25 protein-coding genes are annotated in these 25,832 nt (G+C 59.2%); 8 read left to right on the forward strand and 17 right to left on the reverse strand.

From position 1 onward, the window contains the following. Positions 1-177 precede the first annotated feature (177 nt). Positions 178-1,212 carry an alpha/beta fold hydrolase gene (locus ACEN9A_RS04910; protein ID WP_258672498.1) on the forward strand — a complete coding sequence of 345 codons (1,035 nt, stop codon included), beginning with the start codon at positions 178-180 and terminating at the stop codon, positions 1,210-1,212. Positions 1,213-1,400: 188 nt separating this feature from the next. Next, positions 1,401-2,066, forward strand: coding sequence for a DsbA family oxidoreductase (locus tag ACEN9A_RS04915; RefSeq protein WP_258672499.1), 666 nt, complete (start codon positions 1,401-1,403; stop codon positions 2,064-2,066). 191 nt (positions 2,067-2,257) lie between these two features. Here the strand turns inward: ACEN9A_RS04915 and ACEN9A_RS04920 are convergent, their stop codons facing one another. The 11 genes from ACEN9A_RS04920 to ACEN9A_RS04970 all read right to left on the reverse strand — a co-directional run bounded on the left by ACEN9A_RS04920 (position 2,258) and on the right by ACEN9A_RS04970 (position 14,812). Further along, positions 2,258-2,587: a GlpM family protein gene (locus tag ACEN9A_RS04920; RefSeq protein ID WP_176466865.1), complete on the reverse strand. Its 330-nt coding sequence runs from the start codon at positions 2,585-2,587 to the stop codon at positions 2,258-2,260. 8 nt (positions 2,588-2,595) lie between these two features. Beyond that, positions 2,596-3,924 carry a two-component response regulator AauR gene (aauR, locus tag ACEN9A_RS04925; protein WP_019651348.1) on the reverse strand — a complete coding sequence of 443 codons (1,329 nt, stop codon included), beginning with the start codon at positions 3,922-3,924 and terminating at the stop codon, positions 2,596-2,598. Further along, on the reverse strand, positions 3,921-5,822 hold the full coding sequence (gene aauS / locus ACEN9A_RS04930) for a two-component sensor histidine kinase AauS (protein ID WP_258672501.1): 1,902 nt from the start codon (positions 5,820-5,822) through the stop codon (positions 3,921-3,923). The genes aauR and aauS overlap by 4 nt, the downstream gene beginning before the upstream one ends. Positions 5,823-6,092: 270 nt before the next feature. Further along, entirely contained in the window at positions 6,093-6,827 is a 735-nt protein-coding gene (locus ACEN9A_RS04935) for an amino acid ABC transporter ATP-binding protein (protein ID WP_007938941.1), read from the reverse strand. Beyond that, entirely contained in the window at positions 6,824-7,495 is a 672-nt protein-coding gene (locus ACEN9A_RS04940; RefSeq protein WP_258672503.1) for an amino acid ABC transporter permease, read from the reverse strand. The genes ACEN9A_RS04935 and ACEN9A_RS04940 overlap by 4 nt, the downstream gene beginning before the upstream one ends. Then, positions 7,495-8,241: an amino acid ABC transporter permease gene (locus tag ACEN9A_RS04945; RefSeq protein WP_018926619.1), complete on the reverse strand. Its 747-nt coding sequence runs from the start codon at positions 8,239-8,241 to the stop codon at positions 7,495-7,497. Before ACEN9A_RS04945 ends, ACEN9A_RS04940 begins: the two co-directional genes overlap by 1 nt. A gap of 192 nt (positions 8,242-8,433) precedes the next feature. Next, a complete protein-coding gene (locus ACEN9A_RS04950) occupies positions 8,434-9,348 on the reverse strand; it encodes a glutamate/aspartate ABC transporter substrate-binding protein (RefSeq protein ID WP_258672504.1) in 915 nt (304 codons plus the stop codon). 322 nt (positions 9,349-9,670) lie between these two features. Next, positions 9,671-11,209 carry a glycerol-3-phosphate dehydrogenase gene (gene glpD / locus ACEN9A_RS04955; RefSeq protein ID WP_019651352.1) on the reverse strand — a complete coding sequence of 513 codons (1,539 nt, stop codon included), beginning with the start codon at positions 11,207-11,209 and terminating at the stop codon, positions 9,671-9,673. A 318-nt stretch (positions 11,210-11,527) separates the two neighbouring features. After that, positions 11,528-12,283: a DeoR/GlpR family transcriptional regulator gene (locus ACEN9A_RS04960; protein WP_007938932.1), complete on the reverse strand. Its 756-nt coding sequence runs from the start codon at positions 12,281-12,283 to the stop codon at positions 11,528-11,530. 95 nt (positions 12,284-12,378) lie between these two features. Further along, positions 12,379-13,884 (reverse strand): glycerol kinase GlpK, encoded by a 1,506-nt coding sequence (gene glpK, locus ACEN9A_RS04965; RefSeq protein ID WP_258672505.1) that lies wholly within the window; start codon positions 13,882-13,884, stop codon positions 12,379-12,381. Between the two features lie 76 nt (positions 13,885-13,960). Then, positions 13,961-14,812, reverse strand: coding sequence for an MIP/aquaporin family protein (locus ACEN9A_RS04970; protein ID WP_019581559.1), 852 nt, complete (start codon positions 14,810-14,812; stop codon positions 13,961-13,963). 369 nt (positions 14,813-15,181) lie between these two features. Between ACEN9A_RS04970 and ybaK the strand changes: the two genes are divergently transcribed. After that, positions 15,182-15,652, forward strand: coding sequence for a Cys-tRNA(Pro) deacylase (gene ybaK / locus ACEN9A_RS04975; RefSeq protein WP_007938929.1), 471 nt, complete (start codon positions 15,182-15,184; stop codon positions 15,650-15,652). A gap of 117 nt (positions 15,653-15,769) precedes the next feature. Then, entirely contained in the window at positions 15,770-16,552 is a 783-nt protein-coding gene (locus tag ACEN9A_RS04980; RefSeq protein ID WP_258672506.1) for a PhzF family phenazine biosynthesis protein, read from the forward strand. A gap of 48 nt (positions 16,553-16,600) precedes the next feature. Here the strand turns inward: ACEN9A_RS04980 and ACEN9A_RS04985 are convergent, their stop codons facing one another. Together ACEN9A_RS04985 and argF are read right to left on the reverse strand one after the other, a co-directional pair. Beyond that, entirely contained in the window at positions 16,601-17,710 is a 1,110-nt protein-coding gene (locus ACEN9A_RS04985) for an ABC transporter ATP-binding protein (RefSeq protein WP_258672507.1), read from the reverse strand. Then, a complete protein-coding gene (argF, locus tag ACEN9A_RS04990) occupies positions 17,707-18,627 on the reverse strand; it encodes an ornithine carbamoyltransferase (RefSeq protein WP_019581556.1) in 921 nt (306 codons plus the stop codon). The genes ACEN9A_RS04985 and argF overlap by 4 nt, the downstream gene beginning before the upstream one ends. A gap of 406 nt (positions 18,628-19,033) precedes the next feature. On the opposite strand from argF, the gene plzR reads away from it, so the two are divergent. The 3 genes from plzR to grxD all read left to right on the forward strand — a co-directional run bounded on the left by plzR (position 19,034) and on the right by grxD (position 22,007). Continuing rightward, positions 19,034-19,324 (forward strand): PlzR type 4 pili assembly inhibitor, encoded by a 291-nt coding sequence (gene plzR / locus ACEN9A_RS04995; protein ID WP_019651357.1) that lies wholly within the window; start codon positions 19,034-19,036, stop codon positions 19,322-19,324. 135 nt (positions 19,325-19,459) lie between these two features. Beyond that, positions 19,460-21,568, forward strand: coding sequence for a molybdopterin oxidoreductase family protein (locus ACEN9A_RS05000; protein ID WP_258672508.1), 2,109 nt, complete (start codon positions 19,460-19,462; stop codon positions 21,566-21,568). 97 nt (positions 21,569-21,665) lie between these two features. Beyond that, the gene (grxD, locus tag ACEN9A_RS05005) at positions 21,666-22,007 is read left to right on the forward strand and encodes a Grx4 family monothiol glutaredoxin (RefSeq protein WP_007938922.1); all 342 of its coding nucleotides are present in this window, start codon (positions 21,666-21,668) and stop codon (positions 22,005-22,007) included. A gap of 117 nt (positions 22,008-22,124) precedes the next feature. Here the strand turns inward: grxD and bfr are convergent, their stop codons facing one another. Both bfr and ACEN9A_RS05015 read right to left on the reverse strand, forming a co-directional pair. Then, on the reverse strand, positions 22,125-22,598 hold the full coding sequence (gene bfr / locus ACEN9A_RS05010; protein WP_007898512.1) for a bacterioferritin: 474 nt from the start codon (positions 22,596-22,598) through the stop codon (positions 22,125-22,127). Positions 22,599-22,798: 200 nt separating this feature from the next. Further along, positions 22,799-23,017, reverse strand: coding sequence for a bacterioferritin-associated ferredoxin (locus ACEN9A_RS05015; RefSeq protein WP_007938921.1), 219 nt, complete (start codon positions 23,015-23,017; stop codon positions 22,799-22,801). Positions 23,018-23,331: 314 nt separating this feature from the next. Here ACEN9A_RS05015 and ACEN9A_RS05020 point away from each other — a divergent pair, with 314 nt between their 5' ends. Beyond that, positions 23,332-23,934, forward strand: a complete 603-nt coding sequence (locus tag ACEN9A_RS05020; protein ID WP_007938920.1) for a peroxiredoxin — start codon at positions 23,332-23,334, stop codon at positions 23,932-23,934. Between the two features lie 76 nt (positions 23,935-24,010). On the opposite strand, the gene rnt is transcribed toward ACEN9A_RS05020, so the two are convergent. Beyond that, complete coding sequence (rnt, locus tag ACEN9A_RS05025) at positions 24,011-24,688, reverse strand: ribonuclease T (RefSeq protein ID WP_007938919.1); 678 nt, start codon at positions 24,686-24,688, stop codon at positions 24,011-24,013. Continuing rightward, the gene (gene pyrC / locus ACEN9A_RS05030) at positions 24,685-25,731 is read right to left on the reverse strand and encodes a dihydroorotase (protein ID WP_258672513.1); all 1,047 of its coding nucleotides are present in this window, start codon (positions 25,729-25,731) and stop codon (positions 24,685-24,687) included. Before pyrC ends, rnt begins: the two co-directional genes overlap by 4 nt. Positions 25,732-25,832: the final 101 nt, after the last annotated feature.

The following is a 25,832-nucleotide window of genomic DNA, read 5'->3' on the forward strand; positions in this document are numbered from 1 at the left end:
GAGGCTGGCTACTGTCAGAAATAACAGGTACGGGGTGTTTTCCGATGAGTGGTAGATTTCTCATGCTCCACGACCGCTCGGCACTCTTCATCAAACTGTCACGTAACTGTGGCAGCGCGCTTGAACAAACTTCATCAGACTCGCGCTCTACTGGGGTTCTGCGTTTCGGTGTTTTTCATGCGTGCACGATTTTTATCCACAGCGGTCTTTCTGATCGCTGTGTTGTTCAATTTCCCGTCTTTGGCGGCGTCTCGTTGCGATGTCAATGTTCCGACCGAACGGGTCGATCTGGATCAGGTGAGTCTGGCGTACCAGAGCATCGGCCGTGCGTCCGACCCTGCGTTGTTGCTGGTGATGGGCCTGGGCGGGCAGTTGATTCACTGGCCGGACGAAGTGGTGGTCGCGTTGTGTCAGCAGGGTTTCCGGGTGATTCGTTATGACAATCGTGATGTCGGCCTGTCCACTTGGCGCCAGGCGCCGGTTGAGGCCAACCTGACGTTCGAAGTGCTGCGCTACAAGCTCGGTTTGCCGGTGGCCGCACCTTATACGCTGACGGACATGGCCGATGATGCACTGGGGTTGATGGACGCGTTGCACGTCGAGCAATTCCACGTTTTGGGCGCGAGTATGGGTGGCATGATTGCCCAGCATATGGCAGCGATGGCGCCGCAGCGGGTCGAGAGCCTGACGCTGTTGATGACCAGTTCGGGGGCCGAAGGCTTGCCGGCGCCGAGTGCGGCGCTGGTGCAGTTGCTCGCGCGACGCGGCGCGCCGAATCGTGAAGTGGCGCTGGAACAACAGGCTGATCTGCTGGCGGCGCTGGGCAGTCCGTCGGTCACTGATGATCGGCAAGCGTTGCTGCATCAAGCGGCGCTGTCTTATGACCGGGCGTTTAACCCCGAGGGCGTGAAGCGCCAGATCATGGCGATCCTTGCCGAGCGCAGTCGTGTGGATCTGCTCAACCAACTTCGCGTGCCGACGCTGGTGGTTCACGGCACCGCCGATCCATTGTTGCCGGTGATGCATGGCGTACACCTGGCGGCACACATTCGTGGCAGTCAGTTGAAGTTGATTCCGGGGCTGGCCCATCGATTTCAGGAGGCGTTCAAGGCGCCATTGCTGGCGGCGGTGTTACCGTATTTGCAGGCCCACCGCGAAGATACTTCGCACTGGGCACAGATTGATCCGGTGGTTGAGCACAACCTTCTCTGACACTTGAAGCCAATGTGGAGTCCCTGATACCCCCATGTAGGAGCTGCCGAAGGCTGCGATCTTTTGATCTTGATCTTCAGCGATCTGGAAGAAGATCAGGATCAAGGTCAAAAGATCGCAGCCTTCGGCAGCTCCTACGGGTGTATCGTTCGAATTTTGCGGCATGATTCAAGTCTGCGAGGTGAGCGATGAGTACCCCCCTGAAAATCGATTTCGTCAGCGACGTGTCCTGCCCCTGGTGCGTCGTCGGCCTGTACGGCTTGACCAGGGCCCTGGATTTGCTGGGTGACGAAGTCCAGGCCGAGATCCGTTTCCAGCCATTCGAACTGAACCCGAAGATGGGCCCCGAAGGGCAGAACATCACCGAACACATCACCGAAAAATACGGCTCGACGCCTGAACAGTCGCAGAAGAACCGCGAAATGATCCGCGCGCGCGGCGCCGAGGTCGGGTTTGCCTTTCGCACGGACGGCAACAGCCGCATCTACAACACCTTCGATGCTCATCGCTTGCTGCATTGGGCGGGGCTGGAAGGGTTGCAGCTCAACCTCAAAGAGGCGTTGTTCAAGGCGTATTTCACTGAGGGCGGCAATCCGTCCGATCACGGGCAATTGGTACAGATCGCCGAAAGCGTCGGGCTGGACCGGCAGCGGGCTGAGGCGATTCTGGCTTCGGACGAATTCGCCAAAGAGGTTCGCGAGGAAGAACAGTTGTGGTTGTCGCGCGGCGTGAGTTCAGTGCCGACGGTGGTGTTCAACGGGCAGTACGCCGTCACTGGCGGGCAGCCGGTGGAGGCGTTTGTTGGCGCGATACGGCAGATCATGAGCGAAGAAAAAGGTGGACGCGTGGACTGATCGCGGTCGCGGAGCGCTTTTGTGGCGAGGGAGCTTGCTCCCGCTGGGCTGCGAAGCAGCCCCAATAACAGCGACTGTTTCCGTCAGAGATACCAGGTACACCGGTTTTGCGGCTGCTGCGCACCCGAGCGGGAGCAAGCTCCCTCGCCACAGTTCACAGTTCACAAGTCACAGATTTCAAGGAAAGGGGGTTAGCCGTGCAGGCGCACCCACACGCTGACCAGCACCGTCGCCGCCATCAACCACGCCACTGCCGCCACCGCTAGCGAAGCCTCCAGCCGCATCCGGTCGACCATCACATACAAGGTCGCCAGATAGACGAAGTACGGAATGATCGACCACATGCCAAACACGATGGTGGTCTTCAGGTCATCCAGTGAACGTCCTTTGCCGACAATGTAGTGAGCGATCAGCGCAAAGGTCGGAAACAGCGGCACCAGGCCTGCGATGTAATAGTTTTTGGTCTTGGCCAGCATGGCGAGGATCACCACTACCGCCGCGCCCAGGGTTGCTTTGAAAATCAGGTCCATCAGTGGCTCAGCCCGTATTTCTTCACTTTGTCGAACAGCGTGGTCTTGGCCATTCCCAGCTCCTGGCTGGCTTGGGTCAGGTTGCCGCCGCTGCGCTGCAAGGCATCGCTGAGCAGGTTGCGTTCGAAAGCTTCCACCGCTTCGGCGAAGGCCAGGCCCTGATTGCTGCCGCTGGCGCCGGTCTTCTTGAAGGCCGGCAGGCCGAGGGCGAAGCGTTCGGCGACGTTGCGCAGTTCGCGCACGTTGCCTGGCCAGTCGTGGCTCATCAGAATCGACACGGTCTGGTTGTCCAGTTCAGGCAGCGAGCGGTCGAAGCGCAGGGATGACTGCTGCAAAAAGTGCTCGAACAATTGCAGGATGTCTTCGCGGCGTTCGCGCAGCGGTGGCAGTTCCAGGGTGACCACGTTCAGGCGGTAATACAGGTCGCTGCGAAACTCGCCAGCCTTGCTCGACTCATCCAGATCGGACTTGGTCGCGGCGATCACCCGGCAATCCACCGCCACGCTCTGGTTCGAACCCAGGCGTTCGAGGGTGCGTTCCTGCAGCACCCGCAGCAGTTTGATCTGCAACGGCAGCGGCATGCTTTCCACTTCGTCGAGGAACAGCGTGCCACCATCGGCGTGTTCGATCTTGCCGATCCGCCGTTTGCCGGCACCGGTGAAAGCGTTGGCCTCGTGGCCGAAGATTTCGCTTTCGAACAGATTCTCCGGCAGGCCACCGCAGTTCAGCGCGACGAACTGTTTGCTGTGCCGGCGGCTGAAGTCGTGCAGGCAGCGCGCAACCAGTTCCTTGCCGGTGCCGGTCTCGCCTTCGATCAGCACGTTGGCCGACGTATCGGCGACGTTGGCGATCAGTTCCCGCAGGTTTTGCATGGCCGGCGAGCGACCGATGATCCGGCCTTCGAGGGAATCACGCTCGAACAGTTGTCGACGTAACGAGGTGACTTCCCGCGCCAGGCTGCGTTGCTCCAGCGCGCGGCGGGCGACGTCCACCAGGCGTTCGGGGGAGAAAGGTTTCTCCATGAAGTCGTAGGCGCCTTTCTGCATCGCGCCGACGGCCATCGAGATGTCGCCGTGGCCGGTAATCAGCACCACCGGCAGGCTGCGATCACGGGCCTTGAGCCGGGTCAGCAGTTCCAGGCCATCGATGCCCGGCAGGCGGATGTCGCTGATGACGATGCCGGCGAAGTTATCGCCCACCCGCTCCAGCGCTTCTTCGGCGCTGCCGACGCCGATGCAGGGAATGTCTTCGAGCGTCAGTGCCTGTTGGCAACCGAGCAGCACATGGGGGTCGTCTTCGACGATCAGCACACTAAGGTCGTTGTTCATATTGGCTCGGCGGGAGTGGGGCTTACCAACGGTAAACTGAGGACGAAGGTGGTGCCACCGCTGGCCGGGTGTTCGACACCCAGATGCCCGCCCGTGGCGGCTGCCAGGCTCGCCGACAGGGTCAGGCCGAGGCCCAGGCCCTGTTCGCCGGGTTTGGTGGTGAAGAACGGTTCGAACAGATGCTTGCGTGCTTCGGCATCGATGCCGTGGCCGTTGTCGCGCACCCGCAGGCGATACTTGCCGTCGTATTCCTCGCCTTCGAGCCACAACGTCGGTTGGGGCTGCGACTGCATGGCATCGAGCGCGTTGCCGATCAGGTTGACCAGGATCTGCTCCAGACGGGTCTGGTCGATCTGCACCTGCACGTCGGCAAAGTCGCGATGCAATTGCAACGGCACGTTCTCCATCCGGCTGCCCAGCAATTGCAGGGCGGCGTCCACGCCTTTGCCGAGGCTGGCCTGGCCTTGGTCATCGCCACGCCGGGCGAAAGAACGCAGGCTGGCGGTAATCCGGCCCATGCGGTCGATCAGTTCATTGATGGTCTTGAGATTGGTGCTGGCTACATCCAGCTGACCGCGCTCCAGAAAGCGCACGGTATTGCCGGACAAGGTCCGCAAGGCTGCCAGCGGTTGGTTCAATTCGTGGGCGATGCTGGTGGACATCTGGCCGATGGCCGCCAGTTTGCCGGCCTGGACCAGTTCATCCTGAGCGCGGCGCAAGGTTTCTTCAGCCTGTCGACGCTCACGAATCTGCCCCTTGAGCCGTTCGTTGCTGGCACGCAGGTCAGTGGTGCGTTCGGTAATCCGACGCTCCAGTTGATTGTTGGCTTCCTGCAAGGCTTCCCGCGCCGCGAGGCGGGTGGCGATCACTTTGCGCCGCTCGTTCCAGGCGATCAGCAGGAAGGCCACCAGGGCAAACGCCACCGCCACCAGAATCCCCTGATTGATCGCTTCACGCCGCAGGTCTTGCAGGGGCGTGAGCAGGGTGAAATTCCACGGGGTGTCGCTCAGCGGCCGGGTTTGCGACAGGTAGCTGATGTTCTCTTCATCGGACACCAGTTCGCTGTTGGCGGGGAAGGTCAGTTTTTCCTCGCCTTCAGCCAGTTTCTCTCGGGCCAGCGGTTGCAGTTCATTCAGCGGATACCAGTAGTACTGAAGGCTGCGGGCCAGGCGTTCCTTGGTGTCGTCACTCAACGGCAGCACCGACTTGAGCCGCCGCGCCGGATCGCTGGAGAGAATGATGATGCCGTTCTCGTCGCTGACGAACGCTTCCAGGCGCGCGCGCTGCCAGCGTTCTTCCATGGCTTCAAGGCGCACCTTGACCACCGCGACGCCGGTGATCTTGCCGTGTTCCTCCAGGCCATGAGCCAGGTAATAGCCAGGTTCGCCGCTGGTGCTGCCGATGCCGTAGAACCGCCCCGGCTGGCCGCGCACGGCGTTCTGGAAGTAGGCGCGGAAGGACAGGTCTTCGCCCAGATAACTGTCGACATCGCGCCAGTTGCTGGTGGCCAGTACGCGGCCGGTGGTGTCCATCACATAAATGGCCCGACTGCGGCTGCGCCGGTTCAGGCCTTCGAGGTATTCGTTGACCGTCTGCCGGTGTTCCGGCGACGGGTCGGCCAGCAGCTTGGAAACACTCGATTCGAGTTCCAGCAGGCTGGGCAGGTAGGTGTATTTGCTGATCTCGCTTTCGACGGCGCGCGCGTGCAGTTCCAGCTGACGCTGGCCGTTCTCGCTGAGGCTGCGAATGCCATAGTGTTCACTGACCCAGAAGCCGATGTAACCCAATCCGATCATCAGGGCGATGATCAGCGGCGGCAGGAACAGATGGCGAATCAAACGGGGTTTCACGGCGAGTGATGGCGGCGCGGCGCGATAGAGAGTGGAGTCGCATTTCATCACAGATGCCTTGGGTCAACCACAACACAAATATCCATATCCCCACGGGTTCTGTGGGAGTTGCTGTGTGGCGAGGGGGCTTTTGTGGCGAGGGGGCTTGCCCCCGTTGGGTCGCGAAGCGGCCCCAATATCTGGATTCGGGTTGTATCTGACAATCCGAGTATTCAGGTATTGGGACGGCTACGCAGTCCAACGGGGGCAAGCACCCTCGCCACAGCAGCCCCCTCGCCACAAAAGCCCGCTCCCACAGGGGGAGCGGTGTCTTCCTTCTTAGTGCTGCAGAATCTTCTCGAGGAAATGCTGCGCGCGCTCGGAGCGGGCGTTGATATCACCGAAGAATTCTTCTTTCTTGCAGTCTTCGATAATCTTGCCGGCGTCCATGAAGATCACCCGGTCCGCGACCTTGCGGGCGAAGCCCATTTCGTGGGTCACGCACATCATGGTCATGCCTTCGTGGGCCAGTTGCACCATCACGTCGAGTACTTCGTTGACCATTTCCGGGTCCAGCGCCGAGGTCGGTTCGTCGAACAGCATGACGATCGGGTCCATCGCCAGCGCACGGGCAATCGCCACACGCTGTTGCTGGCCACCGGAAAGCTGGCCAGGATGCTTATGCGCATGGGCAGACAGGCCGACGCGCTCAAGCAGTTGCAGGCCTTTCTTGGTGGCTTCTTCCTTGCTGCGGCCCAACACCTTGATCTGCGCGATGGTCAGGTTTTCGGTGATGGTCAGGTGCGGGAACAGTTCGAAATGCTGGAACACCATGCCCACGCGCGAGCGCAGTTTCGGCAGATTGGTCTTCGGGTCGGCGATGGAGGTGCCGTCGACCACGATGTCACCTTTCTGGAACGGTTCCAGGGCGTTGACGCACTTGATCAGGGTGGATTTGCCGGAACCGGACGGCCCGCACACCACAATCACTTCGCCTTTTTTGACCTCGGTGCTGCAATCAGTCAGTACCTGGAAGTCCCCATACCACTTGTTGACGTTCTTGATAGAGATCATACGGCGAACCTTTTTTGCAGACGCTTGACCAGCTGCGAGGCGGCAAAGCTGATGATGAAGTACGTGAGACCTGCGAAGATCAGGAACTCATTGGAGCGGCCGATGATGTCACCACTGGCACGCGAGGCATTGAGGAAGTCCACCAGGCCAACCGCGTAGACCAGCGAGGTGTCCTGAAACAGGATGATGCTCTGTTGCAACAGCAGCGGGGTCATCTTGCGGAACGCTTGCGGCAGGATGATCAACCGCATCATCTGGCCATACGTCATGCCCAGGGCCTGGGCAGCGCCCATCTGGCCCTTGGGAATCGACTGCACACCAGCCCGGACGATTTCGCAGAAGTACGCGGCTTCGAACATCATGAACGCCACGATGCACGAGGCGAACGCGCCGATCGGGGTGTCTTCTCCGGTGATCCAGCGCAGTACGAACGGCACCGCCAGGTAGAACCAGGTGATGACCAGCAGCAGCGGAATCGAGCGGAAATAGTTAACGTAGGCGCCGGCAATGTTCGACAGCAGTTTGCTGTGGGACAGGCGCATCAACGCGAGGATCGTGCCGAGGATGATCCCGCCGCTCACGCCCAGGGCCATCAGCTGGAGGGTCATGACCATGCCGTTCCACATGCCCGGCAGGGACGGAATGATGCCCGAGAAGTCGAATTCCATCATTTACCCCCTACGGAAATCAGGCCCGGTACGGCGACTTTCTTCTCGACCGCGCGCATCAGCAGCATCAGGCTCATGTTCAGCGTGAAGTAGATCAGCGTGGCCAGGGTGAAGGCTTCGAACAGGTTGGCGGAGAACTCGGCGGTCTGTTTGGTCTGCGCGAGCAGCTCCATCAGGCCAATCAGCGACGCGACGGAGGAGTTCTTGAACACGTTCAGGAATTCCGAGGTAAGCGGCGGAATGATGATGCGATAAGCCTGGGGCAGCAGCACGTTCCAGTAGATCTGCGGCAGCTTGAAACCCATGGCGCGGGCAGCGGATTCCTGGCCGCGGGGCAGCGCCTGGATACCGGTGCGCACTTGTTCACAAACGCGAGCCGTGGTGAACAGGCCCAGGCACACGACGACGCTGAGGAAGGCCGAGGTGGTCGGGTTCAGGTCCTGCTTGTACCAGTCCTGCAGGTTTTGCGGCAGCAGGTCGGGCACCAGGAAGTACCAGATGAACAGCTGAACCAGCAGCGGCACGTTACGGAAAAGTTCGACGTAGCAGGTCGCGATGCCCGATACGATGCGATTCGGCACCGTGCGCATGACGCCCAGGATCGAGCCCAGCAGCAGCGCGATGATCCAGGCGGCGACGGCGATGGCGATGGTCCAGCCCAAACCGGAGAGGTACCAGTCGAAATAAATTTCGCTACCCACGCCGGTGGACTTGAAGAACACGCCCCAGTCCCAGTTGTAATTCATTAGGGTCTCCCCTCGGATTCGATCGATGTACAAGTGCCCGCCTGGGGAAGCTCCGTTCCCGCCTGAGCATGACGCACAGGCACACGCGAACGGCTCGACAGCCACCGGTTCGAGTGTTTCCAAAAATGCCAGCAGGGAGTGACAACCCCTGAAAGGGCAGAGGCCTTTTCAGGGGATAAGGTTAGTCAGAAATCAGGATTTCTTTTCGTCAGCCGCTTTGTCGGTCGGATTGGCGAACAGGGCCTTGAGCTCGGGGCTCATCGGGAACATCAGATTCAGGCCTTTTGGTGGAATCGGCGACTGGAACCATCTGTCGTAGATCTTGTTGATCTCGCCCGACTTGTAGGTCGCGATGATTGCGTCGTCGACGGCTTTCTTGAATGGCGCGTCGCCCTTGCGAACCATGCAGCCGTAGATTTCGAAGGACTGTGGTGTGCCGGTCACGGCCCAGTCATCCGGCTTCTTGGCCTTGGCCATTTCACCGGCCAGCAAGGCGTCGTCCATCATGAAGGCCACGGCACGGCCGGTTTCCAGCATCTGGAAGGATTCGCCATGGTCTTTGGCGGAGATCACGTTCATGCCCATCTGCTTGTCGGCGTTCATCGACTTGAGGATGCGCTCGGACGTGGTGCCGGCGGTGGTCACGACGTTCTTGCCTTTCAGATCGGCGAAGTCTTTGTAAGGCGAGTCTTTCTTGGTCAGCAGCTTGGTGCCGATTTCGAAGATGCCGACGGAGAAGTCAACTTGTTGCTGACGCTCGACGTTGTTGGTGGTGGAACCGCACTCGACGTCCACGGTGCCGTTCTGCACCAGCGGGATACGGGTTTGCGAGGTCACCAGGTTGTATTTGACCTGGAGGTTGGGCATGTCCAGGTCTTTCTTGATGGCTTCGACGATTTTCAGCTGGATATCGTGGGAGTAGCCAACCGGTTTGCCGGAAGCGTCCGCGATATAGGAAAACGGAATGGAAGCGTCACGATGCCCGAGGGTGATGGTGCCGGACTCTTTGATCTTCTTCAGTGTGCCGGTGAGTTCGGCGGCGAAAACTGGAGTGCTAATCAGAGCGGCAGCAATGGCTGCGCCCAGGAGATGGGGAACGATGCGCATCAAATTTTCCTCGACATTGTTTTTATATGGAGCCAGTTCATCGGCCCTTTTTGGTGCTTCGAATGCCTGACGGCTCTTGAAGGAGTAGCACAACAAACATTCGTCCGAGAGTGTAGAGCATGACTCGTGCCAGACCGGGCGATATGGAACAAGTTGTTGATTTTTAAGGGTATTAAATATTTATGGCATAGAAATTGTTGTCGGGCGATCCGGTTTACCGAACCGACCGACAAGTCGCGTTCGGAAAACCGAATGGATCACGGGGTATGAAAAAGCCCCTGAATCGTGAGATTCAGGGGCTTTGGTTTAACCGGATATCCGATCAGGCCGCTTCGATCTTGCTGCGGTTCTGTTCGAGCTTGTTCAGGTAATCCTTGAGCTTCTGCTGTTCCGCCGCAGTGGTGAACAGCCCAAGCTTGCTGCGGCGCCACAGGATGTCATCGGCGGTGGTCGCCCATTCTTCGCTGCACAGGTAGTCGACTTCGCGGGTGTAGAGGCCGCCGCCGATGTGTTCACCCAGGTCACCGAGGTTTTCCACGCCTTCGAGCATGCGCCAGGTGCGGTTGCCATAAGTGGTGGACCAGCGACGGGCGATTTCGGTGGGGATCCAGTCGAACTTGTCGCGGATCCGCGAACTCAACGCCTGCGGAGTCGTCATGTCTTCGCCACCGGGCAGGGGCGCGGTGGCGGTCCAGCTTGGCTTGATGTGCGTGAAGTACGGGGCCAGTTGCGCCAGCGCCGACTCGGCCAGTTTGCGGTAGGTCGTCAGCTTGCCGCCGAACACCGACAGCAACGGCGCGTCTTCACCAGAACCCGACAACGCCAGGGTGTAGTCGCGGGTGACAGCCGACGGGTTGTCGGATTCGTCGTTGCACAGCGGACGAACGCCGGAGTAGCTGTGCAGGATGTCCGCGCGGCTGAGTTGTTTCTTGAAGTGGGCATTGACCACTTTCAGCAGGTAATCGGTTTCGCCTTCAGTGATCGCCACTTTTGCCGGGTCGCCGGTGTACTCGCGGTCGGTGGTGCCGATCAGGGTGAAGTGGTTCAGGTACGGAATGGTGAAGACGATGCGCTGATCTTCGTTTTGCAGAATGTGCGCGTGTTCGCCTTCGTACAATTTCGGCACGATCAGGTGGCTGCCCTGGATCAGACGGATGCCGTACGGCGATTCCATCTTCAGGTCGTCACGAATGAACTGGGCGACCCATGGGCCAGCAGCATTCACCAGTGCCTTGGCGCGGATCGAAAACAGGCTGCCATCGGCGCGTTCCAGGTTCATGTGCCACAGGCCCTTGGCGCGACGGGCACTGACGCAACGGGTTTGTGTATGAACGTGGGCACCTTTCTCGCGGGCAGCCATGGCATTCAGCACCACGAGGCGTGCGTCATCGACCCAGCAATCGGAGTATTCGAAGCCTTTGGTGATTTCGCTTTTCAGCGGGCTGTCCGGGCCGAACTTCAGGCTTTTCGAGCCTTCGAGTTTTTCCCGTTTGCCGAGGTGGTCATAAAGGAACAGGCCGGCGCGGATCATCCAGGCCGGACGCAAGTGCGGGCGGTGCGGCAGCACGAAGCGCATCTGTTTGACGATGTGCGGTGCCTTGGCCAGCAGCACTTCGCGCTCGGCCAGGGCTTCGCGCACCAGGCGGAATTCATAATGCTCCAGGTAGCGCAGGCCACCGTGGATCAGCTTGCTGCTGGCCGACGAGGTGTGGCTGGCCAGATCATCCTTTTCGCAAAGGAACACCGAAAGGCCGCGACCGGCGGCATCCGCTGCGATCCCCACGCCATTGATCCCACCACCAATGACGGCGATATCGTAGACCTCGGCGAGAGGGGGCGTAGGCAAGGTAGAAGTGGGCATCGGCTGGCCTCGGTTTTTTTGGATTTCTATATTTGAATTCGAACATTAATGTTCATTTGCGAAAATACTAGCCCATAAAGACGTCCACGACCAGCCAGCTTCGATTGAAAATACTGATCGAAGGGCGGTTAAAGGAAAATTTTCGAACATTGAATGATGGTGGAGAGTGCTTTTTGTGGCGAGGGAGCTTGCTCCCGCTGGGCTGCGAAGCGGCCCTAAAACCGGCTACCGCGGTATCTCAGGAAGAACATGTTGTCTGATTGGCGTCTGCTGTGCAGCCGAACGGGGGCAAGCCCCCTCGCCACAGGGGGGATGTGCTTACACGACCTCCAGCCGGATCTTGTGCTGGCTCAACAACTGCGCCAGGGCCGGCGAAGGCGGCTGGTCGGTGACCAGGCAATCGATCAGGCTGATCGGCCCCAGGCGAATCATGGCGTTGCGTCCGAATTTGCTGGAATCCGCCGCGAGAATCACCTGTCGGGCGTTGGCGATGATCGCCTGGGACACCCGCACTTCCTGATAGTCGAAATCCAGCAAGCTGCCGTCTTCATCGATACCACTGATGCCGACCAGGGCGAAGTCGACCTTGAACTGGTTAATGAAGTCGACGCTGGCCTGACCGACCACGCCACCGTCACGCCGTACGTTGCCACCGGTCAGCAGCACGTCGAAGTCGTCCTTGGCGCTGAGCATCGAGGCCACATGCAGGTTATTGGTGATGATTTTCAGGTGGCTGTGGTTGAGCAGCGCCCGAGCAATGGATTCGGTGGTGGTGCCGATATTGATGAACAGTGAGGCGTGATCGGGAATCTGCGCCGCAATGGCTTCGCCGATACGCTGCTTTTCATCGCGCATCTGATCGGCGCGCATGGCGTAGGCGGTGTTTTCGACGCTGGAGTCGTAGGCTGCGCCGCCGTGATAGCGACGCAACAGATTCACTTCCGCCAGTTGATTGATATCGCGGCGGATGGTTTGCGGTGTAACGACGAACAGCTGGGCCATTTCCTCGATGCTGACATAGCCGCGTTCGCGGACCAGTTCGAGGATTTGCTGCTGACGGGGAGGCAGATTCATGGGGCTTCCTTTGGGCTGCCGTGCAAAATTTGCCCATGATGCCGCAGGAATCCGCTCCCGACCAGTTACAACCGGATACGAGTCCGGTCCCTGGCTTATTCAGCTCCTTCGTGCGGTTCCCAGTCGCGAGTGCGGCTGACGGCTTTTTTCCAGCCAGCGTAGAGTTTTTCCTTCGCGGTTTCGTCCAGCGCCGGTTCGAACTCGCGCTCGATCACCGCCTTGCCGCGCAACTCCTCCAGGCTGCCCCAGAAGCCGCAGGCCAAACCCGCCAGGTAAGCGGCGCCCAACGCGGTGGTTTCGCGCATTTTCGGACGCTCGACCTGAGTGCCGAGGATGTCGGCCTGGAACTGCATCAGGAAGTTGTTCGCCACTGCGCCGCCGTCCACGCGCAGGGCTTTCAGGCGTTCGCCGGAATCCTGCTGCATGGCGTCCAGAACGTCACGGGTCTGGTAAGCAATCGACTCAAGCGCTGCACGAATGATGTGATCCACGCGTACGCCACGGGTCAGGCCGAACAGCGCGCCACGGGCATACGGATCCCAGTACGGAGCGCCCAGGCCGGTGAAGGCCGGCACCAGGTACACGCCGTTGCTGTCCTTGACCTTGTTGGCGAAGTATTCGGTGTCGTGGGCGTCGTTGATGATCTTCAGTTCATCACGCAGCCACTGCACGGTGGAGCCACCGTTGAACACCGCGCCTTCCAGCGCATAGGCCACTTCGCCACGCGGACCGCACGCGATGGTGGTCAGCATGCCGTGCTTGGACTTCACCGCTTTGTCGCCGGTGTTCATCAACAGGAAGCAACCGGTGCCGTAGGTGTTTTTCGCCTGGCCTGGCTCGACGCACATTTGGCCGAACAGGGCGGCCTGTTGGTCGCCGGCGATACCGCCAATGGCGATGCCGCTTTTGGTGTGGCCGTAGATTTCGGACGAGGACTTAACTTCCGGCAGCATCTCGCGCGGGATGTCGAGGACGTCCAGCATCTTCGCGTCCCACTCCAGCGTGTGGATGTTGAAGAGCATGGTGCGCGAGGCGTTGGTGTAGTCGGTGACGTGCACCTTGCCGCCGGTAAATTTCCAGATCAGCCAGCTGTCGACGGTGCCGAACAGCAGTTCACCCTTGCGCGCCCGCTCACGGCTGCCTTCGACATTGTCGAGGATCCACTTGAGCTTGGTGCCGGAGAAGTACGGGTCGGTAACCAGGCCCGTGGTGTCGCTGATGTATTGCTCGTGGCCATCGCGCTTGAGCTGCTGGCAGATTTCGGTGCTGCGGCGGCACTGCCAGACGATCGCGTTGTAGATAGGGCGGCCAGTGGTCTTGTCCCAGACCACGGTGGTTTCGCGCTGGTTGGTGATGCCGATGGCCGCGACCTGGTCGTGATGCAGGCCGGCTTGAGCCAGGGCCTCGACCATCACGGCGCTCTGGGTGGCGAAGATTTCCATCGGGTCGTGTTCGACCCAACCGGCTTGCGGGTAATGCTGTGCGAATTCACGCTGGGCGGTGCAAACCACGTTCGCGTCGCGATCGAAAATGATCGCGCGGGAGCTGGTCGTACCCTGATCGAGGGCAATGATGTAGTTCTTATTCTGAATGTCGGTCATGTCGATTGCCTTGGACGAAATAAGGAAGTGAAGTCAGGCGCGGGATCAAAATGGGCAGGATCACGCGCCAACGGTTTCAAGACGTTCTTGGTTTGCCGTCAATGGCCAGTGCTGCGTCCTTTGTAGCAGGTATGGCGCTGGGCAGATGACGGGCAATCAGCCCGCGATAAGCTGCAGCACCGAGACAGGCACCAACAATCGGTGCGAAAACCGGAATCAGGAAGTACGGGATATCGCGTCCGCCAGTGAAGGAAATTTCACCCCAGCCTGCGAAGAAAGTCATCAGTTTAGGACCGAAGTCGCGGGCCGGGTTCATCGCGAAACCGGTCAGCGGCCCCATCGAGCTGCCGATCACGGCAATCAGCAGGCCGATCAACAACGGCGCCAGCGGTCCTTTGGGCAGGCCATTGTTGTCGTCGGTAAGCGACATGATCACGCCCATCAGAATGGCGGTGATGATCACTTCAACCAGAAAGGCCTGGCCCGTGGACAGGGCAGGGTTCGGGAAGGTGGAGAACACTGAGGCCAATTCAAGGCTGGCCTCGGTACCACGAACCATTTGGTGAGTTTGTTCGAAATCGAAGAACAGGTTGCTGTACAGCGTGTAAACCAACAATGCCCCGCAGAAGGCGCCGGCAACCTGGGAGAAAATATAAAAAGGCAGTTTGCGCTTTTCGAAGTCAGCGAAAATGCTCAGCGCGATACTCACGGCAGGGTTGAGGTGCGCACCGGAAACGCCGGCGGTGAGGTAGATCGCCATACTGACGCCAACCCCCCAGATGATGCTGATTTCCCACAGTCCGAAGCTGGCACCCGCGACCTTGAGCGCGGCGACGCAGCCGGTACCGAAAAAGATCAGCAGTGCAGTGCCCAGAAACTCGGCCATGCATTGGCTCGAGAGCGACGGTTGTTGTAAAGCAGTTGTCATTGAAAACCTCGTTTTTGTTGTTGTCTGGCGCTTTTCCATCGAGGTCAAAGCGCGATTTTCACCGAGGCAGGATCCCCATCCTGTGCTCGGCTTACTGCCGGGTGCTGCGGTGAGACGTTCGTGCTGTGTTCGCATTCGAAAAAATATAGACAAGAAGCACTGCTGTCAAAGGTCGAAAGTGAACCATCAGTCATATTTAAACTATTAGTCCTGTGAATGATCGCATCGTTCATCTGGCGAGAGGCGTGTGGACGAACGACCGAAAGCCCGGCCAATCCTTGGAAATAGCAGCGCAATAGAGCCTTTTATCGATCAATGACCTAGAATCCTGCGCAGTATTTTTCTTCTGCCGCCAAGTCTGGAGCTGTCATGACCCCCGCATTGGATTTGTTGAAAAAAGTTCGTGCCGAACATCGCGTGCACAGTTACGAACATGATCCGAAGGCAGCGTCCTATGGTCTGGAGGCCGCGGAAAAACTGGGCCTGGATCCCGCGCAGGTGTTCAAGACGTTGCTGGCGGCCAGCGAGAAGGGGGAGTTATTGGTAGCGGTGGTGCCGGTCGTCGGAAGTCTGGACTTAAAAGCGCTGGCGCAGGCTGCAGGCGTGAAAAAAGTTGAAATGGCCGATCCTGCCGCCGCGCAGCGTTCGACGGGGTATCTGTTGGGCGGTATCAGCCCGCTCGGGCAGAAGAAGCGCCTGCGCACGTTTATCGATCATTCGGCCCAGCCGTTTTCCAGCATCTTCGTCAGCGCCGGGCGGCGCGGTCTGGAAGTCGAACTGGCGCCTGCCGTGTTGGCCGAACACACCCAGGCGAAGTTCGCCGATATCGGTCGTGCCTGAGCAAAAGGTCTCGGGCTTACAACCCGGCGCTGTATGGTGGAAATTGGTTCGTTCTGTCACTGGTGAAGGGCTATGCCAGACTTCATGCTCGGCGACCTGAAGAAAGGGAGAAGTGCCATGCAGCTTGAGTTTCATCAGATCGATGCGTTCAGTGATCGGCCGTTCAGTGGCAACCCGGCGATGGTGTACCGGCTCGATGCCTGGCTTGACGATGAGTTGATGCAAAAAATCGCCGCCGAACATAACCTCGCCGAAACCGCGTTCCTGGTGCGTGAGGGTTCTGTCTGGCGCATCCGCTGGTTTACCCCGATCACTGAAGTCCCGTTGTGCGGTCATGCGACCCTGGCCAGCGCCTACGTACTGTTTGAACTCTATAAAGAACCGGTCGAGCGACTGGACTTCATCTGCAAGTCCGGCCCGTTGAGTGTCACCCGAGAGGGTGGGCGCTTGTGGCTGGATTTCCCGGCAGTCGTGCCGTCGGAAGTGGGCGTGACCCGGGATGTCGAGCGCGCCTTGGGCGTCGAGGCGGTCGATGTGCTGGGCTCGAAGGAATTGTTCGTGGTGCTGGAGTCCGAGCAGGCGGTGCTCGATTGTCAGCCGGACATGATCGCCCTGGCGAAACTGCCGTGGCCGGGCGCCATCGTCACAGCCAAAGGCAACAAGCATGACTTTGTGTCGCGCTACTTTGCCCCGGCGATCGGCATCAACGAAGACCCGGTGACCGGTTCAACCCATTGCAGCCTGATTCCGTACTGGTCGAAACGCTTGAGCAAGTCGAGTCTGACGGCTTATCAGTGCTCGGCGCGGGGAGGGGAGTTGTTTTGTCAGCTGGAAGGGGATCGGGTGAGTATTGGCGGGAATGCGACGCTGGTCGCGAGCGGAACGCTAATACTGGGTTAAACGAAAATCCAATAGGTGGGAGCGAGCTCCCACCTATGTCCGTATTGTTCAGCTGGCGGCGCTGTAGCGCCGAACACCGGACTCGATCATCGGAATCTGCGCCGCTGTGCTGCCGGAGGCCTGGAACAGCACCAGATGTTCCGCCGCTACCCGAATGCCGACTTCAGCACCGACCAGATGATCGGCATGGCTCGGGAAAATCGACTCCAGCTGTGCGCCCGTAGGCAACTGCAAGCGATACAGCGTTGAGGCACCCTGGAAGCTCTTGCCGACAATCCGCGCCCTCAGTGGGCTGGACGGTGCATAGACGATGTCGTCCGGACGCAGCAATACGTCCACGGCGCCACCGATCGGCCAGGTGTAGGCACGGTTGCCGCGCAATTCACCCAGCTCGGTCTGCACCGACTCCGGGCTGCTCAACTGACCGCGAATGAAGTAACCCTGACCAATGAAGCTGGCCACATACGGTGTCAGCGGTTCGTGATAGAGGTTGTAGGGGGTATCCCATTGTTCCAGGCGACCTTCCTTGAAAACGCCGACATGGTCGCTGACCGCGAAGGCTTCTTCCTGGTCGTGGGTCACCAGAATCGCACTGGTGCCGCGAGCCTTGAGGATGTCGCGTACTTCATGGCTGAGCTTGCGTCGCAATTCGCCGTCTAGGTTGGAGAAGGGCTCGTCGAGCAATAGCAGTTGCGGTTCCGGCGCCAGGGCGCGGGCCAGTGCGACCCGCTGCTGCTGGCCACCGGACAGCTCATGGGGAAAGCGCTTGCCGAGGTTTTTCAGGTTGACCAGTTCGAGCAATTCTTCGGTGACACGATCCTTTTGCGGGTGCTTGCGGATCCCGAAGGCGATGTTCTCGGCCACGCTCAAATGCGGAAACAGCGCGTAATCCTGGAACACCATGCCGATCCGGCGTTTTTCCGGGGCGAGGGTGAAACCGGCGCTGGAGATGGTCTCGCCCGCCAACTGGATCTCACCCTCGTGCACCGGTTCGAAACCGGCAATGGCCCGCAGAGTGGTGGTTTTGCCGCAGCCCGAAGAGCCCAGCAGGCAACCGATATCGCCGGCATTCAAATGCAGGTTGAGGTTCTGCACAACCCGCTGGTTTTGATAACCACAGGCCAGATTGCGCAGGTTCAGCAGTAATGGCTGGCTCATGCGTGATGGTACGAAGGTGGGACGAGAAACTCGAGCAGGGCCTTTTGTGCATGCAGACGGTTTTCGGCTTGATCCCAGGCCACCGAGCGCGGGTCGTCGAGCAGGTCGAGGCTGATTTCCTCGCCACGGTGGGCCGGCAGGCAATGCATGAACAGCACGTCCGGTGCGGCCAGGTCGAGCAGGGCACGGTTGACCTGGAACGGTGCGAACAGCTTCAGGCGCTTGGCGGTTTCCTCTTCCTGGCCCATGGAGGTCCAGACGTCGGTGCTCACCAGATGCGCGCCGCGCACGGCTTCCTGAGGATCGCGGACGATGCTTACCCGATCGCCGGCCTTGGCCACGAATTCAGGGTTGGGTTCGTAACCCTCCGGGCAGGCGATGCGCAGCTGGAAGTCGAACTGGATCGCCGCTTCTATATAGCTGTTGCACATGTTGTTGCCGTCGCCGATCCAGGCCACGGTCTTGCCTTGGATCGAACCGCGGTGTTCGAGGAAGGTTTGCATGTCGGCCAGCAACTGGCACGGGTGCAGATCATCGGACAGGCCGTTGATCAGCGGGACTCGCGAATTGGCGGCGAATTCGGTCAGGGTGCTGTGCGAAAACGTACGGATCATCACTGCATCGAGCATGCTCGACATGACAATGGCGGCGTCGCCGATCGGTTCGCCACGGCCCAGCTGAGTGTCGCGCGGCGACAGGAAGATCGCCTGGCCACCGAGCTGAATCATGCCGGCTTCGAACGAAATACGGGTACGGGTCGAGGACTTCTCGAAAATCATCCCCAGGACGCGGTTTTTCAAAGGCTCGAACAGTACGCCGCGGTTACGCAGGTCCTTGAGCTCAACGCCTCGACGGATCACGCTGACCAGCTCTTCGGGCGTGCAATCCATCAGGGAGAGAAAGTGCCTTGCGCTCATCATTGACTACCTTTTTGCAACAGACCGCAGATACTCAAAGCCTTGTTTAACTGAAAAACGGGCGAGACCTGCGGCGTAAGCCGCACGGGGCGACGAAATAGGGGAAGGCGCGATATTGACATTAAATGTCGCGTTTTTCCAATAGGCTACGGTGTTTAGAGGATTTCAGAGAGGCTACGGGGTGACTGAGGTAGCGCTTTTGAAGCCTGTTTCCTGACAGCAGCTGAGCATTTGTACACTGGGCTCGCCGGGCTTGGCAATCAGACAGGGCGCGGGCGACATATTGGCAGTCGGTTTTTGACCTGTCATTCGAGCCTTTGGCGGGCAATGTGTCTGCTCTGAAACATTTGCTAATGCAAAGTGCTGGGTTATAACTAAAGCACGAGCGACGCAGGAAGCCTCAGGAATGGAATCGAAAGAACAGTTATTGATGGAGCTACTCGGCCTCACGGCTCGCTCTCTGACCCACCTCACTGCTTCCATGACCTCGATGTCTTTCGAGTTGTTACGCAGTGAAGACGAAGTTACCAAGGCGGCTGGCCGTCGCATGATCGACCGCATGGCCACCATCAGTGCCGGGCTCGACGAGCATTGGCGGCTGATCGGCGAGCTCACCGGCGTGCATGTCGCCCACGAGCAGATCGAAACCATCGAGGAAATCCAGCTGCAGGCGCCGCCGAGTCAGCCGCCGAACTGATCCCCTTGCTACCATCGGCCGGCCTGATGGTCGTCGATTCACAAGACGAACGTCGCTGGCGCGGTGGCAAGTCACGCGCCATAGTTTTGTTCCCGCGGCCGACATTGCCCGCCCAGAACAAAACAGAGACTGGCCATGACCAAGACTCTCCATCACCGTGCGTGCCACCTGTGTGAAGCCATCTGCGGCCTGACCATCGAAACCACCGAGGTCGAAGGCAGCGGCGTGCAGATCACCTCGATCAAGGGCGACCCTCAGGACAGCTTCAGCCGTGGGCATATCTGCCCCAAGGCGGTGGCTCTGCAAGACATTCAGAACGACCCGGATCGCCTGCGTCAGCCGATGCAGCGAGTGGGTAGCGAGTGGCAGCCTATCGAGTGGGAAGATGCGTTCGGTCTTGTAGCCGAACGCCTGGCGGCGATTCAGGAGCGTCATGGGCAGAACGCGGTGGCGGTCTATCAGGGCAACCCCAGCGTGCACAACTACGGGTTGATGACCCACAGCAATTACTTCCTCGGTCTGTTGAAAACCCGTAACCGGTTTTCCGCGACGTCGGTCGATCAGTTGCCCCATCACCTGACCAGTCATTTGATGTACGGCCACGGCTTGCTGTTGCCGATCCCGGACATCGATCACACCGATTTCATGTTGATCCTGGGCGGTAATCCGCTGGCCTCCAACGGCAGCATCATGACCGTGCCGGATGTGGAGAAGCGCCTCAAGGCGATCCAGGCCCGGGGTGGCAAAGTGGTAGTGGTGGATCCGCGCCGCAGCGAAACGGCGGCGATTGCCGACCAGCATCTGTTCGTGCGCCCTGGTGGCGATGCGGCGCTGCTGTTCGGGTTGCTCAACACGTTATTCGCTGAAGGCCTGACCCGCGACAGTCATTTGCCGGTCGATGGTCTGGATGAAGTGCGTAAGGCGATCGCAGGTTTCACTGCCGAGGCCATGAGCCCGCTGTGCGCAGTACCCGCCGAACAGATCCGTCAACTGGCGCGGGACTTCGCGGCAGCCCCGACGGCGGTCTGCTATGGCCGCATGGGCGTCTCGACCCAGGCCTTCGGCACCTTGTGCCATTGGCTGGTGCAATTGATCAATCTGGTGACCGGCAACCTTGATCGTGTCGGCGGTGCGTTGTGCACCGAACCGGCGGTGGACCTGGTGGCGTCCACGTCGGGCGGCCATTTCAATCTGTGGCAAAGCCGCGTGTCCGGGCGTCCTGAATACGGCGGCGAGTTGCCGGTGTCGGCGCTGGCCGAGGAGATGCTCACCGAAGGGGAAGGGCAGGTCCGTGCGCTGATTACCGTGGCGGGTAATCCGGTGCTGTCCACGCCCAATGGCCGACAGCTGGAGCAGGCGCTGGACGGACTGGAGTTCATGGTCAGCGTCGACCTGTACATCAATGAAACCACGCGTTATGCCGACCTGATCCTGCCGTCGACTTCGGCGCTGGAAAACGATCATTACGACACCACGTTCAATATGTTCGCGGTGCGCAACGTCACCCGTTTCAACCGGGCGATTCTCGCCAAACCGCAAGGCGCGCTGCATGACTGGGAGATCTTCGTGGGGCTGGCCAAGGCCTTTGCGGTGAAGACCGGCAAGGAGCTGAAACCGACCATTGCGCCGGCGCAGATGATCGACCGAGGGCTGCGGATGGGCCTGTATGGCGATGCTTCAGAGCACAAACTGTCGCTGGCAACCTTGTTCGATCACCCTCACGGTGTCGATCTCGGCGCGCTCAAGCCCAATTTGACGCCTCGTCTGAAGACGGCCAATCAGCGCGTCCAGGCGGCGCCTGTGGAGATCCTCGCCGATCTGGCGCGCTTTGCGGCGTTGCAAGCACCAGCCGCCGATGAGTTGCTGATGATCGGTCGCCGCCATGTGCGCAGCAACAACTCGTGGATGCACAACTATCACCGCCTGGTGAAGGGCAAGCCGCGCCATCAACTGCTGATGCACCCGGACGACCTGGCCAGCCGCGGGCTCAGCGATGGGCAGCGGGTGCGCGTCAGTTCGCGGGTCGGCGTGATCGAGGTTGAAGTGGTCGCCAGCCTCGATATGATGAAAGGAGTGGTCAGCCTGCCCCACGGTTGGGGCCATGCGCGACCGGGCGTGCAGATGACGATTGCCAGTGGCCAGCCAGGTTCCAGCGCCAATGACCTGACTGACGAATGTCAGCTCGATGAGTTGTCGGGCAATGCGGCATTGAACGGCGTGCCGGTGACCGTGGCGGCGGCGTGAACATGTCTGTCGGGGAGGCCGAGCATGGCGCTCGGGTTTCCGTTACAATGCGCCACCGTGCCGACCACTGAGTCGGAAAGTTCAGCCGAGGTGCTCCATGGATATCATCGAAACGATTAAAGAGCAGATTGCCAACAACACCATTCTGCTTTACATGAAAGGCTCGCCGAATGCCCCGCAGTGTGGGTTCTCCGCGAAAGCCGCCCAAGCCGTCATGGCCTGTGGTGAAAAGTTTGCCTATGTGGATATCCTGCAGAACCCGGAAATCCGCGCCAACCTGCCAAAGTACGCCAACTGGCCAACCTTCCCACAACTGTGGGTTGCCGGTGAGCTGGTTGGTGGTAGCGACATCATGACTGAAATGTCTGCCGACGGTTCGTTGCAGGCACTGATCAAAGACGCCGCCGCCAAAGCCGCCGCTGCCAAGACCGAAGCCTGATTCGGTTCCCGCAGGAGCTGCCGCAGGCTGCGATCTTTTGATCTTCAGCATGTAAAAAGCCCCGCCTCTATAAAGAGAGCGGGGCTTTTTATTGCGTCGGGGTTAGCGGCGTAGAGCTTACTCTTCGCCCATCTGCGATTGCAGATAGTTCTCAAGACCGACTTTATCGATCAGGCCCAGTTGGGTTTCCAGCCAGTCGATATGTTCTTCTTCGGATTCAAGAATGTCTTCGAGCAGTTCACGGCTGCCGAAGTCGCCGACAGTTTCGCAATGAGCGATAGCGACTTTCAGGTCGGCATGGCCGTCGCGCTCAATCTTCAAGTCACACTCAAGCATTTCCTTGGTGTGTTCGCCGATGTGCAGCTTGCCCAGGTCCTGGACGTTCGGCAGGCCTTCAAGAAACAGGATGCGCTTGATCAGCTTGTCAGCGTGCTTCATCTCATCGATGGATTCGTGGTACTCGTGCTTGCCGAGCTTGTTCAGGCCCCAATCTTCATACATGCGCGCATGCAGGAAGTACTGATTGATCGCGACCAGTTCATTGGCAAGGATTTTGTTGAGATGCTGGATGACTGTAACGTCGCCTTTCATGGTGGGAGTCCTGCCCTGTATTAGCTGTATATAAGGCAGAGTTTGAGCCGCGTAATTAACAGTGTCAAACCTAAGTTATTGAAACTTAAATGAAAATTAATCGGAATAAGAATGTTTGTGTTCCGCGTCTAGGCCCTAAGCGATTGATTTTCAGACATAAAAAAACCGGACATCAAGTCCGGTTCTTCGAAATTCGGTAGTTACGCGGCTGTAAATTCTACAGGGTAGGGGATCGCCGCCTGGGCCGTTTGCAGTTTGCCCAGTGTTTCACGCACTACTTCCTTGGCCAGGCAAGCGCATTTACCGCATTGGCTGGCTACGCCGGTAGCTTGACGGACTTCTTTGTAGCTGCAGCAACCTTCATAGATTGCATCGCGGATTTGACCGTCGGTGACGCCAGTGCAGAGGCAGACATACATAAGTGAGAACCGTCGCTGGTTGTGACTCAATTGCGATGGATCTTAATGTTAACGAGAATGATTGTCAAAGTGGTTTCTGAAGGCTTTTCGTCATAAGGGCCAGTGACTGACGAACGGTTTCCTCTCACGTCGTGTGAAAAAATCTGGCAACGGCCATTTTGCCCGTCAGAAAAAAACCGCTAAGGACAGGCGAAAAACGCGGTGTATGATGGTCGGCCTTTTGCGAAGGAGGTTCGTGTCACAGGGCTGTCGCCTGAGGGTGACAGGCTGGCATGAGCCCTGTTCTTCAACGTTATTACACCAGGAGATATCCAATGAGCGTACTCGTAGGCAAACAAGCCCCTGACTTCACCGTACCGGCCGTACTCGGCAATGGCGAAATCGTAGACAGCTTCACCCTGTCCTCGGCCATCAAAGGCAAATACGGCCTGGTGTTCTTCTACCCACTGGACTTCACCTTCGTTTGCCCGTCCGAGCTGATCGCTCTGGACAACCGCATGGCTGACTTCAAGGCACGCAACGTTGAAGTGGTCGCCGTTTCGATCGACTCGCACTTCACCCACAACGCGTGGCGCAACACCCCGGTGAACAATGGCGGTATCGGCCAGGTTCGTTACACCATGGCTGCTGACATCAAGCAGGAAATCATGAAGGCTTACGACGTTCAGTCCGCTGACGGCGTGGCTTTCCGTGGTGCGTTCCTGATCGACGACAAAGGCGTTGTCCGCTCGCAGATCATCAACGACCTGCCGCTGGGCCGTAACATGGAAGAGCTGATCCGTCTGGTTGACGCTCTGCAATTCCACGAAGAGCACGGCGAAGTTTGCCCTGCCAACTGGAAAAAAGGCGACAAAGGCATGAACGCTTCGCCAGAAGGCGTTGCGGCTTACCTGACCGAGCACGCTGCTGCGCTGTAAGCCAGGCGTCCGGCAATAAAAAACCGGCCTCACTGAGGCCGGTTTTTTTATGGGCGGGATAAGCCGGCGACCAGCATCAGTCGTTGTAGTCTTCCCAGCCGCCCATCTGTTTCCAGCGATTGACGATGCCGCAGAACAGCTCAGCGGTCTTCTCGGTGTCGTAGCGAGCCGAATGAGCCTCGCGACCGTCGAAGTCGATGTCCGCTGCCTGACAGGCCTTGGCCAGTACGGTTTGGCCATAGGCCAGACCGGCAAGGGTCGCGGTGTCGAAGCTGGAGAACGGATGAAACGGGTTACGTTTCATGTCCAGGCGCGCGACTGCCGCGTTGAGGAAACCCAGGTCGAAGCTGCTGTTGTGGCCGACCAGAATCGCCCGTTTGCAACCGTTGGCCTTCAGGGCCTTGCGAATGCCACGGAAGATATCGGTCAGCGCCGCTTCTTCACTCACTGCCATGCGCAACGGGTGATCGAGCTTGATCCCGGTGAACTCCAGGGCTGCTGCTTCGATGTTGGCGCCTTCGAATGGCTCGACCCGGAAGAAGTAGGTGTGATCGGGGTACACAAACCCTTTTTCATCCATGGCGATGGTGGTTGCAGCAATTTCCAGCAGGGCGTCGGTGGCCGAGTTGAAGCCACCGGTTTCTACGTCGACGACAACCGGCAGGTAACCACGGAATCTGGCAGCCATTGGATGACGAGGACCACCTCCACCGCCTTGACCGTCCTGTTCGTCGTCGAAATGGTCTTCACTCACGCGTGTTCCTCCAGCAGGCGCCAGCGCAGTTTTTCACCGGCGCGCAGCGGGATAACGGTCAGCTCGCCAAATGGCAGGCTGGTTGGAGCGGTCCACTCTTCGCGGACCAGGGTGATGCGATCGGTGTTCGCCGGCAGACCGTAGAAACGCGGGCCATTGAGGCTGGCGAAGGCTTCGAGCTTGTCCTGCGCATTACGCTGTTCGAAGGCTTCGGCATACATCTCGATCGCGGCATAAGCGGTGTAGCAACCGGCACAACCGCAAGCCGCTTCTTTGGCGTGCTGGGCATGGGGAGCCGAGTCGGTGCCGAGGAAGAACTTGTCGCTGCCGCTGGTGGCGGCGTCGAGCAGGGCTTCCTGGTGGGTATTGCGCTTGAGGATCGGCAGGCAGTAGAAGTGCGGCCGAATCCCGCCCACCAGCATGTGGTTGCGGTTGTACAGCAGGTGATGCGCGGTGATGGTGGCGCCAACGTTGGCCGAAGCCGCGTTGACGAACTGCACGGCATCGGCGGTAGTGATGTGTTCGAACACCACTTTGAGCGTCGGGAAACGCTCGACCACGCGACGCATGTGCTCATCGATGAAGATTTTTTCCCGATCGAAAACGTCGACATCGCCACGGGTGACTTCACCGTGAACCAGCAAGGGCATCCCGACTTCGGCCATGGCCTCCAGAGCAGGGAAAATCTTGTCGATGCTGGTGACGCCAGAGTCCGAGTTGGTGGTCGCGCCGGCCGGGTACAGCTTGGCGGCGTGAATGAAACCGCTGGCCTTGGCCTCACGAATTTCTTCGGGCTGGGTGCGGTCGGTCAGGTACAGAACCATCAGCGGTTCGAAACGGCTGCCGGCCGGACGTGCGGCGAGAATCCGCTGGCGATAGCCATCGGCTTCAACAGCGTTGCGCACCGGAGGTACCAGGTTGGGCATGATGATGGCGCGACCAAAGGTGCGCGCGACATCCGCGACGGTATTGGTCAACACGGCACCATCGCGAAGATGAATGTGCCAGTCGTCGGGACGCAGCAGGGTCAGGCGGTCGGACATGAGGGAATTCCAGGCGGGTCAAACTCAGGGGAATGCTACCGGAAAAGACTCTTCCAGGCACTCGCTATCAAGTTTTACGACAAGCTTCCGATACCCAACAG

The sequence above is a fragment of the Pseudomonas sp. Pseusp18 genome, from assembly GCF_059506005.1.

Excerpts from the sequence above, each read along its gene's own strand:
- ACEN9A_RS04910 (WP_258672498.1), top strand. The coding sequence starts at position 178 with ATGCGTGCACGATTTTTATCCACAGCGGTCTTTCTGATCGCTGTGTTG.
- ACEN9A_RS04915 (WP_258672499.1), top strand. The coding sequence starts at position 1,401 with ATGAGTACCCCCCTGAAAATCGATTTCGTCAGCGACGTGTCCTGCCCC.
- aauR (WP_019651348.1), bottom strand. The coding sequence starts at position 3,924 with ATGAACAACGACCTTAGTGTGCTGATCGTCGAAGACGACCCCCATGTG.
- aauS (WP_258672501.1), bottom strand. The coding sequence starts at position 5,822 with ATGAAATGCGACTCCACTCTCTATCGCGCCGCGCCGCCATCACTCGCC.
- ACEN9A_RS04935 (WP_007938941.1), bottom strand. The coding sequence starts at position 6,827 with ATGATCTCTATCAAGAACGTCAACAAGTGGTATGGGGACTTCCAGGTA.
- ACEN9A_RS04940 (WP_258672503.1), bottom strand. The coding sequence starts at position 7,495 with ATGGAATTCGACTTCTCGGGCATCATTCCGTCCCTGCCGGGCATGTGG.
- ACEN9A_RS04945 (WP_018926619.1), bottom strand. The coding sequence starts at position 8,241 with ATGAATTACAACTGGGACTGGGGCGTGTTCTTCAAGTCCACCGGCGTG.
- ACEN9A_RS04950 (WP_258672504.1), bottom strand. The coding sequence starts at position 9,348 with ATGCGCATCGTTCCCCATCTCCTGGGCGCAGCCATTGCTGCCGCTCTG.
- glpD (WP_019651352.1), bottom strand. The coding sequence starts at position 11,209 with ATGCCCACTTCTACCTTGCCTACGCCCCCTCTCGCCGAGGTCTACGAT.
- ACEN9A_RS04960 (WP_007938932.1), bottom strand. The coding sequence starts at position 12,283 with ATGAATCTGCCTCCCCGTCAGCAGCAAATCCTCGAACTGGTCCGCGAA.
- glpK (WP_258672505.1), bottom strand. The coding sequence starts at position 13,884 with ATGACCGACATTCAGAATAAGAACTACATCATTGCCCTCGATCAGGGT.
- ACEN9A_RS04970 (WP_019581559.1), bottom strand. The coding sequence starts at position 14,812 with ATGACAACTGCTTTACAACAACCGTCGCTCTCGAGCCAATGCATGGCC.
- ybaK (WP_007938929.1), top strand. The coding sequence starts at position 15,182 with ATGACCCCCGCATTGGATTTGTTGAAAAAAGTTCGTGCCGAACATCGC.
- ACEN9A_RS04980 (WP_258672506.1), top strand. The coding sequence starts at position 15,770 with ATGCAGCTTGAGTTTCATCAGATCGATGCGTTCAGTGATCGGCCGTTC.
- ACEN9A_RS04985 (WP_258672507.1), bottom strand. The coding sequence starts at position 17,710 with ATGAGCCAGCCATTACTGCTGAACCTGCGCAATCTGGCCTGTGGTTAT.
- argF (WP_019581556.1), bottom strand. The coding sequence starts at position 18,627 with ATGAGCGCAAGGCACTTTCTCTCCCTGATGGATTGCACGCCCGAAGAG.
- plzR (WP_019651357.1), top strand. The coding sequence starts at position 19,034 with ATGGAATCGAAAGAACAGTTATTGATGGAGCTACTCGGCCTCACGGCT.
- ACEN9A_RS05000 (WP_258672508.1), top strand. The coding sequence starts at position 19,460 with ATGACCAAGACTCTCCATCACCGTGCGTGCCACCTGTGTGAAGCCATC.
- grxD (WP_007938922.1), top strand. The coding sequence starts at position 21,666 with ATGGATATCATCGAAACGATTAAAGAGCAGATTGCCAACAACACCATT.
- bfr (WP_007898512.1), bottom strand. The coding sequence starts at position 22,598 with ATGAAAGGCGACGTTACAGTCATCCAGCATCTCAACAAAATCCTTGCC.
- ACEN9A_RS05015 (WP_007938921.1), bottom strand. The coding sequence starts at position 23,017 with ATGTATGTCTGCCTCTGCACTGGCGTCACCGACGGTCAAATCCGCGAT.
- ACEN9A_RS05020 (WP_007938920.1), top strand. The coding sequence starts at position 23,332 with ATGAGCGTACTCGTAGGCAAACAAGCCCCTGACTTCACCGTACCGGCC.
- pyrC (WP_258672513.1), bottom strand. The coding sequence starts at position 25,731 with ATGTCCGACCGCCTGACCCTGCTGCGTCCCGACGACTGGCACATTCAT.